Origin of the sequence: Xanthomonas citri pv. citri, assembly GCF_000961215.1 — a bacterium.
Lineage (GTDB): Bacteria > Pseudomonadota > Gammaproteobacteria > Xanthomonadales > Xanthomonadaceae > Xanthomonas > Xanthomonas cissicola.
Genome location: NZ_CP008998.1, coordinates 2777443 through 2791705 on the forward strand (window position 1 = coordinate 2777443; position 14263 = coordinate 2791705).

Here is a 14263-nt window from a genome sequence, read left to right on the forward strand (position 1 = left end):
AACCAGATAGCGGCGAACGTTGCCGGCTCGCCACAGTCTCGTCTGCACTTGCCAGCCTGTTGCGTCCGTACCTGATACCCCTTCCCGCCCACCTAACGATATTGCCCATGCCCTCGCGCGCTTCCCGCTGGTTCCGTCCTGCCATCCTGTTGCTCGGTTCGTTGACCATGACGGCCTGCAGCAGCGTCTTCTTTGGGGGCATCAATGCTGCATCCGGCCGATCGGGCATCGTCGAGCATCGCGACCAGGTGTTCGATCCCGCACACGGCCTGGCGCTGGATGTCTACCAGCCGCGCGGTGCAGTCGACGCGCCAATGGTGGTGTTCTTCTACGGCGGCACCTGGAAGCGCGGTTCACGCGCCAACTATCGCTGGGTGGGCCGCGCACTTGCGCGCCAGGGCGTGGTGGCGATGGTGGCCGATTACCGCAAGTATCCGCAGGTCGGGTTGCATGGGTTCATGTCCGACGCGGCGGGCGCCACCGTTTGGAGCTACCGCCATGCGCACGAGTACGGCGGCAACCCGAACCGGCTCGCGGTAATGGGCCATTCGGCAGGCGCGCATATGGCCGCGTTGCTTGGCACCGATGCCCGCTGGCTGCAGGCGCAGGGCCTCAAACCCCACCAGCTGTGCGGCGTGGTGGGCCTGGCCGGGCCATACGACTTCATGCCGATGACCGATCCCGAATTGGTCGAAATCTTCGGCGATGCGCCGGCAGCGCAACGGCAATCGCAACCGGTGCGCTACGTCGGCGGCGACGAACCGCCCATGTTGCTGCTGCATGGCGATGCCGACTGCGTGGTCGAACTACAAAACAGCATCTCGCTGCAGCAGGCGCTCAAGCGCGAAGGCGGCAGCGCCGAACTGAAGGTCTACCCGGGCATGGGCCATCTCGGCATCCTGCTGGCGCTGCGCAAATCTCCCGAGCGCTCGCAGGTGCTGAGCGATACGCTGCAGTTCGTGCGGCAGTGCCGGGCGCCTTGAGCCGCAATCCGCCCTGACGTGTTTGAGTGCCTGCTGCGAACGACTGGCTCCCTGCTCCCCAAAGCCATCATTTGGCCGGCTTGCTTCCCATCAGTTCGAACGGGCCGCCCTTCTTCAGCGCAGCCTGATACGCCGGACGCGCCTGGATCCGTTCCAGAAACGCGTGCAGACGCGGGTATTTCTCCAGACCGCCGCCGCGTGCAGCAGCGGCCTGTACCGGGAAGCTCATCTGGATGTCGGCGGCGGTAAAGCGTTCGCCAGCGAACCAGTTGCCGGCCTGCAACGACTGCTCCATCCAGTTCAGATGCAAGGTGAGCTGCGGCCCGACGAAGCCCGACATCGCCTTGTCCACGATCGCACGCGCGATGGGCTTGGCGAAGAACGGCATCGGCGCGCTGCGGATGCGACCGAAGATCAGCGTCATCAGCAACGGTGGCATCGCCGAGCCTTCGGCGTAATGCATCCAATAGCGGAACTGCAGGCGCTCGGGCGAATCCAGCGGCCGCGGCGACGGCGACAGTGCGCACTCGGTGTCGTAGCGCTCGGTCAGGTATTCCAGGATCGCCCCCGACTCGGCCACCACCAGATCGCCATCGACGAGCACCGGCGACTTGCCCAGCGGATGGATCGCGCGCAGTGCCGGCGGCGCCAGCATGGTCTTGGGGTCGCGCTCATGGCGCACAATCTGATAAGGCAGCGCCAGTTCTTCCAGCAGCCACAGCACGCGCTGGGAACGGGAATTATTGAGATGGTGAACAGTGATCATGAGATGGCTGCGCGCGGAAAGCGCACATCCTACCGATCCAGGCGTCGTCGCTGTGCGCAAGCAGCGCCAGGTAAACGCTCCAGCGAGGCTCACGCCTGTCTTGCAGGCAATAAAAAACGCCAGTCGCTTGCGCGACCGGCGTTTTTGGCAACCCTACGGTTGCAGACGGATTAGACCGCCTGCACCTGGTCAGCCTGCATGCCCTTCTGGCCCTGCACGGCGACGAAGGTGACCTTCTGGCCTTCCTGCAGCGACTTGAAGCCGGTGCCCTGGATGGCACGGAAGTGCACGAACAGGTCCGGGCCGCTTTCCGGGGTGATGAAGCCGAAGCCCTTGGCATCGTTGAACCACTTCACGGTACCGCTCTGACGCTCTGACATTTACTAACTCCTGAACTATTGATGGATAAATCGCAGCGTCCGAAAAGCCGGAGCTGAGACTGAGTTGCAGGCGTTGGTAAAGCGGAACGATGAAGCGAGATCTGTAACGATCCGGCTGCACCAGGCCACGATTCACGGTGACCCTTGCAAACACAGTGCGTGCACAGTACTCGTGTTTTCTGCAAAAAGCGACACCCTGCGTCAAATCTTTTGCAGTCGGGTCCAATCCGACGGTCTGTCGGGACTGCCCCCATCCCAATTGGCCGGATGACAACGCCTGGCGCTCCCATAATTGCGCAGATCATGGGGGCGTTACCGACATCTGCCGGACCGTAGTCCGCGATGTCCTGGCCCGCGCCTCAGCGCCTGTCGCCCCGCCGTGACCCTTGCGGCCAACCGCTCTCTGAGCCAGGCCCACCCTGCCCATGGTACTACTACCAACCAGGTGTCAGCCGGCCCAGACACGGCCGACGACGCACCCCCGCCAGACACGGCGACACCCGGCGCATGAACCGGGCGCGTATCATGAGCGCCCTTTGCAACCGGCATCCAGATGGCCCTCACCGCCACCGTCCGCAGGGCGGAACTTCAGATCAGCGACATGGACCGCGGCTATTACGCCAACCATTCGCTGACCCTGGCCCAGCACCCTTCCGAGACCGACGAGCGCCTGATGGTGCGGCTGCTGGCGTTCGCGCTGTTTGCCGACGACCGTCTGGAATTCGGCCGTGGCCTGAGTAACGACGACGAGCCGGACCTATGGCGCCGCGACTACACCGGCGATCCGGATCTGTGGATCGACCTCGGCCAGCCTGACGAAAGCCGCGTGCGCAAGGCCTGCAATCGCTCGCGCGAGGCGGTAGTGATCGGCTACGGCGGCCAGGCCACCGAAACCTGGTGGAAGAAACACGCCAACGCCATGGGCCGGTACCGCAATCTGCGCGTGATCGAGCTCGACTCGCAGGCCACCGAAGCGCTTGGCGCACTGATCCAGCGCGGCATGCGTTTCGACGTGATCATTCAGGACGGCGAAGTGCAGATGCTGGCCGACCACGGCAGCGTCACCCTGACCCCGATGGTGCGGCAAGCCCCGGCCGAATGAGCATGCGTTGCGACGTGCTGGTCATCGGCGCCGGCGCTGCCGGACTGATGAGCGCCCTTACTGCCGGCCAGCGCGGCCGCAAGGTGCTGGTGATCGATCATGCCAACAAGGTCGGCAAGAAGATCCTGATGTCCGGTGGCGGGCGTTGCAATTTCACCAACACCGGCACCACGCCTGGCAACTTCATTTCGGCCAATCGGCATTTCTGCAAATCCGCACTGGCGCGCTACAGCCCGGCGGATTTTGTGGAGATGGTCCAACGTCATGCCATCGCCTATCACGAGAAAGAGCTGGGCCAGTTGTTCTGCGACATCTCCTCCAAGCAGATCGTGCGCATGCTGCTGGACGAATGCGATGCGGCCGGCGCGCAGATCCGCACCCAGTGCGATGTGCTGTCGGTCCAGCGCGGCAGCGAGGGCTTCGAGGTCCAGACCAGCCAGGGAGGCGTGCAGGCGCAGTCGTTGATCGTGGCAACCGGGGGGCTGTCGATCCCCAGCATGGGGGCCAGCGGCTTCGGCTATACCTTGGCCAAGCAGTTTGGCCATGCGCTAGTGCCCACCCGCGCCGGGCTGGTGCCACTCACGCTGAGCGGCACGCATCAGGAGCGTCTGCAAGCGTTGTCCGGGCTGGCGTTGCCGGTCCAGGCGCAGTGCAATGGGGTCAGCTTTCGCAATTTCATGCTGCTCACCCATCGCGGGGTCAGCGGCCCGGCGATCCTGCAGATTTCCTCGTATTGGCAGCCGGGCGACGACTTGCGGCTGGATCTGCTGCCCGGTCGCGATGCAGCGACATGGCTGCGCGAACAAAAGCAGCAACGCGGCGCCACCGAGCTGCGCAACGTGCTGGCCGACGTGCTGCCGAAACGGTTTGCACAACGCTTGTGCGAGATATGGCTGCCAGACAAGCCGGTGCGGCAGCTGGATCCGCCGCAGCTGAAAGCCGCCGCCGACCTGCTCGGCAGCTTTCCGCTGATCGCCAGCGGCACCGAAGGCTATCGGACGGCTGAAGTCACCCTGGGCGGGGTCGATACCCACCAAGTCTCCAGTGCGACCATGGAGTCGCGTCTGGTGGCGGGCCTGTACTTCGTCGGTGAGGTGCTGGATGTCACCGGCTGGCTGGGCGGCTACAACTTCCAGTGGGCGTGGGCGTCCGGCCATGCAGCGGGGAGCGTGGCGTAACGCCGATGGCGAGGAGTTGCTGGTCGCCCACCGATCACGTCAGGCGCCTTGAACGCGCGGTCGCGGCATGGGCAGCACGCGGTGAAAACGGTCGATGCTCCCGCAAGGCACTTCCACCGTAAATATTGCTCTACGTCTCACACTTGATGCGGCATGCTCCACACACATGGACGTGCCAAACCCCTTCGTGTATTAAAGCCCGTCTCTAGGGAGCCGCGCATGCAAAAAGGCAAAGATCTCACCCTCCGCCTGATGATCGTCGACGACAGCGTGGAGAGTGCAGAGACCATCGTCACCGCGCTGCGCAATGGCGGCATTGCGGTGCGTCCATCGCGACCGCAAAGCCAGGAAGAACTGGCCAGCATGCTGTCGGGCCAGATCGATCTGGCCATCCTGGGTCAGGCGCAGCAGATCCCCATGAGCGCCTTGCAGACCCAGATTGCAGGCAGCGGCAAGGACATCCCGATCCTCTTGCTGGCCGAGCGGATCGAAGAGAACGCCCTGGTCGAGGCCGCTTCGCACGGGGTGCGCGCCATCGCATTGCGCCACCGCCCCGCACACTTGCTTGCATTGGTGCGCTCGGAATGGGACGACCTGCAGGCCCGCCGTGGACTGCGCCGCATCGAAGCACAGATGCGCGAGACCGAGCGCCGCTGCGACGCACTCATCGCGTCCTCGCGCGACCCGATCGCCTACGTGCATGAAGGCATGCATATCCGCGCCAACGATGCCTATCTGGAAATGTTCGGCTTCGAGTCGTTCGACGATGTCGAAGGCATCTCGCTGCTGGACATGATCGCCGCGCAGTACGTCGACGATTTCAAACAGCTGCTCAAGGCGATGTCCAAGGGCGAGCCGCCGCCGGCGCAGTACAAGCTCGATGCACGCCGCGTGGAAGGCGACACCTTCCCGGCCACGATGGAGTTCGCCACCGCCACCTATGAAGGCGAGCCATGCATCCAGGTGGTGTTCCGGCGCCGCGAGGAGTTCGACCCGGAACTGGCGCGCGAGGTCGAAGACTTGCGCCAGCGCGACCAGGTCACCGGCCTGCTCAATCGCCCCACCTTCATGGTGGCGCTGGAACAGGCCGTGGCACAGGCCGGCCGCAGCGAGGGCCAATCCGGCTTCCTGTTGATCGAGCCGGATCACTACGCACGCATCCTGCCGGAGTTCGGGCTGGATTCGGCCGATGCGCTGATTGCTGCGCTCGCCGCGCACGTGGCGAGCGTACTGGACGACAGCGTGTTGGCCGCGCGCTTCGGCGAACACAGTTTCGCCCTGCTGTTGAACGGAAATTACGCGCGCACGCATGCGCTGGCGGAAACCGTGCGCAATGCGTTCGCGCAGCACGTGTTCAGCGTGGGGACGCGCTCGGCCACGGTGACGGTCAGCATCGGCGGCGTGCAGATCGGCGAGAAGATCGCCAGCATCGGACAGGTACTCAATCGCGGCACCGAGGCGGTGCGCACCACTGCCGAGCTCGGTGGCAATGCGGTCAGCATCTACGATCCGGCTGCGGCGGATCGGGCCGAGGAAGAACGCATCGAACGCTGGGTCGAGCAGTTGCGCGAAGCGCTGGTCGGCGACGGTTTCCTGCTGCATTACCAGCCGGTGCTCAACCTGCAAGGCGAGCCGCTGGAGCTGTACCAGGCCTTCCTGCGCCTGGAACGCAATGGCGAAATGATGTCGCCGAACGCGTTCATGGCCATTGCCGAAGAGCACGACCTGGTCACCGAAATCGATCGCTGGGTGGTGGCGCGGGCAATCCGGCAACTGGGCGAACGCCAGCGTGCCGGGCACAAGACCCACCTGCTGGTGCGCATCGGACCGAACTCGTTCTCGGACCCGCAGATGATCGACACCATCCGCGAGCAATTGGCGGTCTACGGCGTTCCCGGTGAACGGCTGTGGCTGCAGACGCCGGAGTCGAAGGTGTTTACGCACCTGCGCAACGCGCAGCAGTTCCTGGCGGCGGTGTCGGCGATGGATTGCAAGGTCGGGCTGGAGCAATTCGGCTCGGGCCTGGACTCCTTCCAGTTGCTGGCGCATTTCCACCCGGCCTTCCTCAAACTGGATCGTGGCATCACCGGCGACATCGCCTCGGCGCGGGACAGCCAGGAAAAGATTCGCGAAATCACCTCGCGCGCGCAACCGGCCGGCATTCTGACAATGGCCGAATTCGTCGCCGATGCGCAGTCGATGAGCAGCTTCTTCAGTGCCGGGGTGGACTACGTCCAGGGCGATTTCGTCGCACCGACCGGGCCGTTGATGAATTACGAGTTCGGCTGAAAGCCTGCAGCGCCCGCTCGTTCGCACCATCGCTGGGCAACAAAAAACCCGCATTGCGCGGGTTTTTTGTTGCCTGCCAGGCAGCCATACACTCGGCAACTTACCTGGCGCTACCGCTGGCCGCGCGCAGCGCAGCGATGCGTTCTGTGAGCGGCGGATGGCTCAGGAACAGGCGGCGCAAGCCCTCGCCCACCCCGCCGGAGATGCCGAACGCCTGCACTTGCGAGGGCAAGGTGTTCTGGCCATGGTTGAGCGACAGCCGCTCCAGTGCAGCGATCATCTTGCTGCGGCCGGCCAGCTGCGCGCCACCGGCATCGGCGCGGAATTCGCGGCGTCGCGAGAACCACATCGCAATCATGGTCGCGAACAGGCCGAACACCATCTCCAACGCAAACACGATGATGTAGTACGCAAAGCCACGACCGCCTTCGCGGTTGCCCGACAAGGTGCTGTCGATGATGCCGCCGACCACGCGGGCGAGCACGATCACGAAGGTATTGAGTACGCCCTGCAGCAGTGCCATGGTGACCATGTCGCCATTGGCAACGTGGGCGATCTCGTGGCCAAGCACCGCTTCGGCTTCATCCTGGTCCATGTTCTGCAGCAGGCCGGTGGACACCGCCACAAGGGCGTTGTTGCGGTTGGCGCCGGTGGCGAACGCGTTGATTTCCGGTCCCTCGTAGACCGCTACTTCCGGCATGCCGATACCGGCAGCCTGGGCCTGACGGCGCACGGTCTCCAGCAACCAGCGTTCGGTCGGCGTGCGCGGCTCGGTGATGACCTGCGCACCGGTGCTGCGCTTGGCCATGAACTTGGACAGCAGCAAGGAAATGAACGAGCCGCCGAAACCGAAGATGGCGGCCATCACCAACAGGCCACTCATCTGCGCGGGATTGACGCCAAGCAACGACATGACGATGCCGGCGAGCATCAGCACCGCAAGATTGGTCAGCAGGAACAGGAAAATGCGGTTGAACATGGCGCGATGGCTCCACGGATGCGGGGTGAACTGTTGCGGATCTGCGGGTGTTGCGGCTTGAAATCAAGCAAGCACCTGACCGACGATTCAGCTGCCCATGCCTTCGCCCCCTTATCTCGGCCGCTTCGCGCCCTCGCCCACCGGCCCCCTGCACTTCGGCTCCCTGCTGGCTGCATTCGGCAGCTGGCTGCTGGCCCGGCATGCCGGTGGGCAGTGGTGCGTGCGCATCGAAGACATCGATCCGCCGCGTGCCGAGCCCGGTGCCTGTGAACGTCAGCTGCGCACGCTGGCCGCATTCGGGCTGCACTCGGACCTGCCGGTAATTCGGCAGTCCGAGCGCGATGCGGCCTACACCGCGGCAATCACCCGGCTGCTGCAGACCGGCCAGGCATTCGAATGCAGCTGCAGCCGTGCCGATCTGGCCGGCATGGGCGGCATCCACCACGCCTGCGTTGCGCCGCTGGGCGAGCGCCGTGCGGTGCGCCTGCGGGTGCCGCCGCAACCACCGGTCGGCTTCGACGACGCCTTACAAGGCCCGGTACTGCAGGATGTCTACGCCGAGGTGGGCGATGTGGTGTTGCGCCGCGCCGATGGGTATTGGGCGTACCAACTGGCGGTGGTGGTGGACGATGCGGCGCAGGGCATCACCGACGTGGTGCGCGGCGCCGACCTGCTCGACTCCACCCCGCGCCAGATGGTGCTGCAGCGCGCACTGGGCCTGCCGCAGCCGCGCTACTTGCACCTGCCGCTGATGCTGGATCGCGACGGCCGCAAGCTGTCCAAGTCACACGATGCACCCGCGCTGGACGACGCCGATCCACTGCCGGCCCTGCACGCCGCCTGGGCGGCCCTGGGTCAAGAGTCCGACGCGCTGCCGCGGCATGCAGCCGTGGAAACCGTGCTGCAGCACGCCGTGCAGCATTTTTCGCCACGGCTGCTTCCGCGCCAACGCGAGCTGGACCTCGATGAGCGCGCATCCGGCCTCCAGCGTGACTAGAATTGCGGCCCAGCAACGGCATCCGGGCGCAGCACCCCGCGCCCCAATCGCCCTCAGCCTCACTTGTTGATTGGAGTCGTCATGACATCTCGCGTCGCATTGGTCACCGGCGGCACCGGCGGTATCGGTACTGCCATCTGCAAGCGCCTGGCCGACCAGGGCCACCGGGTCGCCAGCAACTTCCGCAACGAAGAAAAGGCACGTCACTGGCAGCAGCGCATGCAGGCGCAGGGGTATGCATTCGCCCTGTTTCGCGGCGATGTCGCCTCCTCCGAGCATGCGCGCGCGCTGGTGGAAGACGTCGAATCCTCGCTGGGGCCGATCGAAGTATTGGTCAACAACGCCGGCATCACCCGCGACACCACCTTCCACCGCATGAGTGCCGAGCAGTGGCACGAGGTCATCAACACCAACCTCAATTCGGTCTTCAACGTGACCCGCCCGGTGATCGAGGGCATGCGTAAACGCGGCTGGGGTCGGGTGATCCAGATCAGCTCGATCAACGGGCTCAAGGGCCAGTATGGCCAGGCCAACTACGCCGCCGCCAAGGCTGGCATGCACGGCTTCACCATTTCGCTGGCACGGGAAAACGCGGCATTCGGGGTCACCGTCAACACGGTCTCGCCCGGTTATGTGGCCACCGACATGGTGATGGCGGTCCCGGAGGAAGTGCGCGCCAAGATCGTGGCCGATATCCCCACCGGACGCCTGGGCCGCCCGGAAGAGATCGCCTACGCGGTGGCCTTCCTGGTCGCGGAAGAGGCTGCCTGGATCACCGGATCGAATCTGGACATCAACGGCGGCCACCACATGGGCTGGTAACGTTTGCTGCAACTTTGCGGTGCAGCATGGATTTTCCGCAAAAACCATGCTGCGCAACATTTTTAATGTGTCCGCTTAAGCAAATAAGGCGTTTTGGCTGTTGCAAGCGCTGCTGCGGTGCGCCATCCTGCGCGCATTATCAGTGTGGGTGAACGTTCCATGGCCGGACTTCGCATCATCAAGAAGTATCCCAATCGCCGTCTCTACGACACGGAAATCTCCAGCTACATCACCATCGAAGATGTGCGCCAGTTGATCATCGATGGCGAAGAATTCGAAGTACGCGACGCCAAGAGCGGCGAGGACCTCAGCCGTGCAGTGCTGCTGCAAATCATCGCCGACCGCGAGCAGGACGGCGAGCCGATGCTCTCCACCCAGTTGCTAAGCCAGATCATCCGGTTTTACGGCGATTCGCTGCAGGGCTTCATGGGTAATTACCTGGAGCGCAGCATGCAGGTGTTCCTGGATCAGCAGCAGCAGTTCCGTCAGCAGATGGGTAACCTGCTCGGGCAGACCCCGTGGGCGATGATGAACCAATTGACCGAGCGCAACCTGGAGTTGTGGCAGGAGTTCCAGCGCAACTTCGGCGCCGGCTTCGGTCGTCCCGGTGGCCCTGGCGCGCCGCCGAACCCACCCGGCGCGGGCGGCCTGGGCAGCGGCCCGATGGGAACCGGCACGCATGGCTCGGCCGGTGGCAATCACGGCACGACCGGCAAAGCCCGCAACCGCGGCTGAGAGCGCCCACACTATTGCGCAGCCGCAAGGCAGATGCGGCCGGTGCCGGAATCCTCATGTGCTACTCGTACACTCCGGTTCCGCTGCGCGGGCAATGCCAGCTGACGGCTGGTCGCTCTGTGGTGTCGACCCTTCCAAACATCGAACGCTGCGCCAGGAGCGTCACGCTCCCAGGCGCAGCCGATCAGTGGCCGGCCTGCGTTGTGCAGGCCGAGCAGATGCGCTCCACGTGGTAGCCGCGAACACGCAGACGCTCCACTACCCCGTCATTGCCTAGTAAATGCAGCGCACCGACCACCACCAGCGTGGTCCCGCTGCCTTTGCCGAGCCGCTGTTCCAGCCGCGGCACCCAGCGCGCATTGCGCTCGACGTTGATGTCCTGATACAGCGCCGGATACTGGCGGCGCATGTCGTCGGCCATCTGCGTGGACAGCGTATGCACATCGCCATTGCGCCAGGCTGCATGCAGCTGGCGTAGCTGGTCGGAGGCATCGGCCTCTTCCAGCGATTCTTCCAGCAACTGATGCTGCTCGGTCGGCGACATGCCATCGAGCAAGGCGATTTGCTCGGCGGCGCGTTCCAGGCCGTCGGCCGGTTTGCCGCGCGCCTGCGCCTGTTCCATCAGGTAATGGTCCAGCCCCGCGTTCGGGTCCATGCCTTGCCGGGTCATCTCCGCCAGGCTGATCGTCAGCGCCACGAACCAGGGCTCGAGCGGCTGCAGGCTCGCCAGCGACATGCCGTACTTGCGCGCGTAGGCGCTCAGCGCCTGCCAAGTCTTCGCATCCAGCGTGTCTTGCAGCGTACGCCCGTCGGTGCGCCGCGCCGCCTGCAACATGCGACCGGCCAGCTCGGGCGATTGCGCATCGTCAGGCGGCAACTCGAACAGCAGGCGGTCGGCCCTGGCGAAGGCCTGCATCACATCCGGCGATAGCGGATAGTCGCTGGGCTTGAGCACATGAAACGAGCCCAGCAGATACAGCGTGCCACCCTTGCCATCGACCTTCCACAGCAGCGGCACCGGCGGGCCCGCCGGCGCGTCGCCGGCACCGCGCGCCCACACCGGCACGAGCGCCCCGCTCCACAAGGCCAGGCCGAGCAGCGCGCCGCCGCACCAGGCGGCAACCCGTTGGCGTTTCGACGTCGTCCGTCGCCCGGTCAAGAGGCTTCTCCGCGCGTGTGAATGTCGCGCATGTCAGTGCGGCACCTTGTAGGCCTTCTCGCCTGCCGACACCGCCAGATCGATGCGGTTTTCCGGTGGCGGCAGTGGACAGGTGGCGAACGGAGTGAACGCGCATGGCGGGTTGTAGGCGCGGTTGAAATCGACCATCACATGTCCCGAGGCATCGGGCACGTCCAGATCGAGAAAACGTCCGGCCGGATAGCTGCCGTGGCCGCTGGTACGGTCGGCGAATACCACGAACATCGCCCTGCCTGGCTCGCCGATGGTTTCCAATCGGAAGGTCTTGCCGTCGCGTTCGAACTCGATCGCGCCCGCGTTCGGCTGCTCGCTGCTGATCCCGACGATGTCGACGATCGGGATGGTCTTGCCCACAGCGTTGGGCACGTAGCGGGCGTTGATGCGCCAGGACGCATCCAAGGGCCAATAGTCCAGGCCAGCGAAGTGCGTGCGCGAACTCGCGTCGGCATGCTTGACCCGTAGCGCATACCGGTCGCCGCGATGGATCAGGCTCAACACGCCCTTGCCGTCGTCGAAATGGATCAGGGTGGGCTGCGGATCGCGGTCGGACTGGAAGCGGATCCGGCTGGTCAGCGGCTTGCCATCGAGGGTCAGCGCCGCACCACGCTCGGGCACGAACCAGACCGCGTTGTTCTCGGTGGACACCATGCCCATCTTCGGCGGGCCTACCGCGAGTTTGATACCGCTGTCGGCGCTGCTGCCGATGTAATGCGCCTTCAGCGACAGCCAGTGCAAGCCGACCAGGCTGGTCCAGCCATCGGGGGCGCGCAGTTCTTTCAGCCGCGCTTCGCGCCAGGCGGCGGTGTCGGCAAGAAATGTCTTGTCGAGTGCGACCGGCGCAGCCGGCGGTGGTGCATCGCGCCCGCACCCGACCAATATTGCCGCCACTAACATGCCGAGCAGCCAGCCCTTCCCCCTGTGCACTGCCATCAACGCCCCCTCAAAAACCAACGATCGATATCGCTCAGCGTAAACCGCGCCCAGGTCGGTCGGCCATGGTTGCATTGGCCCGAGCGTTCGGTGGCTTCCATATCGCGCAGCAACGCGTTCATTTCGGGCACGGTGAGGCGGCGGTTGGCGCGCACCGCGCCGTGGCACGCCATGGTGGAGAGCAGCTCGTCGCGTGCGCTGGCGATGCGGCGGCTTTGACCATGCTCGCGCAGATCGCTCAGCACATCGCGCAGCAGCGCCTCCGGTTCGGCATTGGCCAGCAGCGCGGGAATGCTGCGCACGTGCAGCGACTGCGGGCCGGCGCGGGTGATCTCGAAGCCCAGCGTGGCCAACGTCTCCGCTTCGCGCTCGGCGGTGTCGGCTTCGCGCTCGCCTACTGCCAGCGTCATCGGCACCAGCAGCGGTTGCGCGTGCAGGCCGATGCTGTCATGCGCATGTTTGAGCCGCTCATAGCCGATGCGCTCGTGCGCCGCGTGCATGTCGACCACGATCAAGCCTTCGGCGTTCTCGGCCAGGATGTAGATGCCGTGCAACTGCGCGATGGCATAACCGAGCGGCGGCACACCGCTGTCTTGCGCAGTTGCCGGCAATCCGGTGCCGGCCATGTTCGGCATGCCTGCCGATTGCTGCGCGCTGCTCGGCGGTGGTGCATACAGCGCGCTGTAGGCGGCGCGCGCCTCGTCCACACGCAGCCCCAGCGGCGTTTGCGAAGGCGTCCAGCTGGCGTAGCTGTAAGCGCCACCGCTGCCAATGGATGCGCCGCCATTACCTGGAACGCCGCCACTGGCGATGCCGCCCATTCCGCCAGACGTGGCGGCCGTGTAGCCGGTGCCGTCGCCGCCGATGCTGTTCGGCGTCGCGCCGGCGCGGGTGTGCGCCAAGGCATCCTGCAAGGTGCGATAGACGAAATCGTGGATCAGCCGCGCTTCGCGGAAGCGCACCTCGTGTTTGGCCGGATGCACATTGACGTCCACACGTGCCGGGTCCAGCTCCAGAAACAGCACATACGCCGGCTGGCGGCCATGGAACAGCACATCGCCGTAGGCCATCTTCACCGCATGCGCCACGCTGCGTTCTCTGACCGAACGGCCGTTGACGTAGAGGTATTGCTGATCGGTGCTGGCACGCGAGTAATGCGGTTGCGCAACCCAGCCGTGCAGGCGCAGACCGGCGCCGCTGTGGTCCACGCGTAGGGCCTGGCGCGCAAAATCGTCGCCGAGCGTTTCGCCCAGCCGCGCATCCGAATACAGATCGCCCGGCTTGTAACGCCGCGACGGCTTGCCGTTGTGCGAGACGCGCAATTCGACATCCGGCCGCGCCAGCGCCAGCGAACGCAACCACTCTTCGATGTGGCCGAGTTCGGTGCGTTCGGCACGCAGGAACTTGCGCCGTGCCGGCACATTGAAGAACAGTTCGCGCACTTCGACCGTGGTGCCTGGCGCATGCGCGCGCGGCACCACCTCGCCCAGGCGGCCGCCGTCGATTTCCAATGCGGAGCCGTGTTCGGCGTCGTGGCGGCGCGAGGTCAGGGTAAAGCGACTGACCGAGGCGATCGACGGCAAGGCTTCGCCGCGAAAGCCAAGCGTGGCGACAGTCTCCAGGTCGTCCAGCGAAGCGATCTTGCTGGTGGCATGCCGCGAGACTGCCAGCGGCAGTTCGTCCGGGGTGATACCGCCACCGTTGTCGCGGATACGGATCAGCCGGACGCCGCCCTCTTCGAGCTCGATATCCACGCGCGTGGCACCGGCATCGAGTGCATTTTCGACCAGTTCCTTGACCACCGATGCGGGCCGCTCGACAACTTCGCCGGCAGCGATCTGGTTGATCAAAATCTCGGGCAACTGGCGGATCGCCATCAGCGCACGCTCCAGTGCGGCACGCGC

At 65.1% G+C, this 14263-nt stretch carries 13 protein-coding genes and 1 other RNA gene; 8 read left to right on the top strand and 6 right to left on the bottom strand.

Translation table 11 applies throughout. From position 1 onward, the window contains the following. Positions 1 to 107: 107 nt before the first annotated feature. Positions 108 to 983: an alpha/beta hydrolase gene (locus tag AMD14_RS12615; protein ID WP_040107633.1), complete on the top strand. Its 876-nt coding sequence runs from the start codon at positions 108 to 110 to the stop codon at positions 981 to 983. A 67-nt stretch (positions 984 to 1050) separates the two neighbouring features. Here the strand turns inward: AMD14_RS12615 and AMD14_RS12620 are convergent, their stop codons facing one another. Beyond that, on the bottom strand, positions 1051 to 1749 hold the full coding sequence (locus AMD14_RS12620) for a glutathione S-transferase (protein ID WP_005931521.1): 699 nt from the start codon (positions 1747 to 1749) through the stop codon (positions 1051 to 1053). A 170-nt stretch (positions 1750 to 1919) separates the two neighbouring features. Continuing rightward, the gene (locus AMD14_RS12625; protein ID WP_008576153.1) at positions 1920 to 2129 is read right to left on the bottom strand and encodes a cold-shock protein; all 210 of its coding nucleotides are present in this window, start codon (positions 2127 to 2129) and stop codon (positions 1920 to 1922) included. Positions 2130 to 2682: 553 nt separating this feature from the next. Here AMD14_RS12625 and AMD14_RS12630 point away from each other — a divergent pair. The 3 genes from AMD14_RS12630 (at position 2683) to AMD14_RS12640 (ending at position 6698) form a co-directional block, all read left to right on the top strand. Then, a complete protein-coding gene (locus tag AMD14_RS12630; RefSeq protein WP_005923173.1) occupies positions 2683 to 3231 on the top strand; it encodes a YaeQ family protein in 549 nt (182 codons plus the stop codon). Continuing rightward, positions 3228 to 4409 carry a BaiN/RdsA family NAD(P)/FAD-dependent oxidoreductase gene (locus AMD14_RS12635; RefSeq protein ID WP_011051555.1) on the top strand — a complete coding sequence of 394 codons (1182 nt, stop codon included), beginning with the start codon at positions 3228 to 3230 and terminating at the stop codon, positions 4407 to 4409. Before AMD14_RS12630 ends, AMD14_RS12635 begins: the two co-directional genes overlap by 4 nt. A 219-nt stretch (positions 4410 to 4628) precedes the next feature. After that, a complete protein-coding gene (locus AMD14_RS12640) occupies positions 4629 to 6698 on the top strand; it encodes a GGDEF/EAL domain-containing response regulator (RefSeq protein WP_005913050.1) in 2070 nt (689 codons plus the stop codon). A 100-nt stretch (positions 6699 to 6798) separates the two neighbouring features. On the opposite strand, the gene htpX is transcribed toward AMD14_RS12640, so the two are convergent. Further along, positions 6799 to 7677: a protease HtpX gene (htpX, locus tag AMD14_RS12645; protein WP_011051556.1), complete on the bottom strand. Its 879-nt coding sequence runs from the start codon at positions 7675 to 7677 to the stop codon at positions 6799 to 6801. A gap of 97 nt (positions 7678 to 7774) precedes the next feature. Here htpX and gluQRS point away from each other — a divergent pair, with 97 nt between their 5' ends. The 4 genes from gluQRS (at position 7775) to AMD14_RS23440 (ending at position 10362) form a co-directional block, all read left to right on the top strand. Then, the gene (gluQRS, locus tag AMD14_RS12650; protein ID WP_011051557.1) at positions 7775 to 8674 is read left to right on the top strand and encodes a tRNA glutamyl-Q(34) synthetase GluQRS; all 900 of its coding nucleotides are present in this window, start codon (positions 7775 to 7777) and stop codon (positions 8672 to 8674) included. Between the two features lie 81 nt (positions 8675 to 8755). Beyond that, a complete protein-coding gene (gene phbB / locus AMD14_RS12655) occupies positions 8756 to 9496 on the top strand; it encodes a beta-ketoacyl-ACP reductase (RefSeq protein WP_003486018.1) in 741 nt (246 codons plus the stop codon). A gap of 159 nt (positions 9497 to 9655) precedes the next feature. Next, positions 9656 to 10231, top strand: a complete 576-nt coding sequence (gene phaR, locus AMD14_RS12660; RefSeq protein ID WP_003486016.1) for a polyhydroxyalkanoate synthesis repressor PhaR — start codon at positions 9656 to 9658, stop codon at positions 10229 to 10231. Between the two features lie 56 nt (positions 10232 to 10287). After that, positions 10288 to 10362: non-coding RNA, sX9 sRNA (locus AMD14_RS23440), on the top strand. 53 nt (positions 10363 to 10415) lie between these two features. Here AMD14_RS23440 and AMD14_RS12665 read toward each other — a convergent pair. The 3 genes from AMD14_RS12665 to mutL are packed head-to-tail and all read right to left on the bottom strand — an operon-like array spanning position 10416 to position 14236. Beyond that, positions 10416 to 11390 carry a TraB/GumN family protein gene (locus tag AMD14_RS12665; RefSeq protein WP_011051558.1) on the bottom strand — a complete coding sequence of 325 codons (975 nt, stop codon included), beginning with the start codon at positions 11388 to 11390 and terminating at the stop codon, positions 10416 to 10418. 33 nt (positions 11391 to 11423) lie between these two features. Beyond that, positions 11424 to 12359, bottom strand: coding sequence for a DUF1684 domain-containing protein (locus AMD14_RS12670; protein WP_005913042.1), 936 nt, complete (start codon positions 12357 to 12359; stop codon positions 11424 to 11426). After that, a complete protein-coding gene (mutL, locus tag AMD14_RS12675) occupies positions 12359 to 14236 on the bottom strand; it encodes a DNA mismatch repair endonuclease MutL (RefSeq protein WP_011051559.1) in 1878 nt (625 codons plus the stop codon). The genes AMD14_RS12670 and mutL overlap by 1 nt, the downstream gene beginning before the upstream one ends. Between the last annotated feature and the right edge of the window lie 27 nt (positions 14237 to 14263).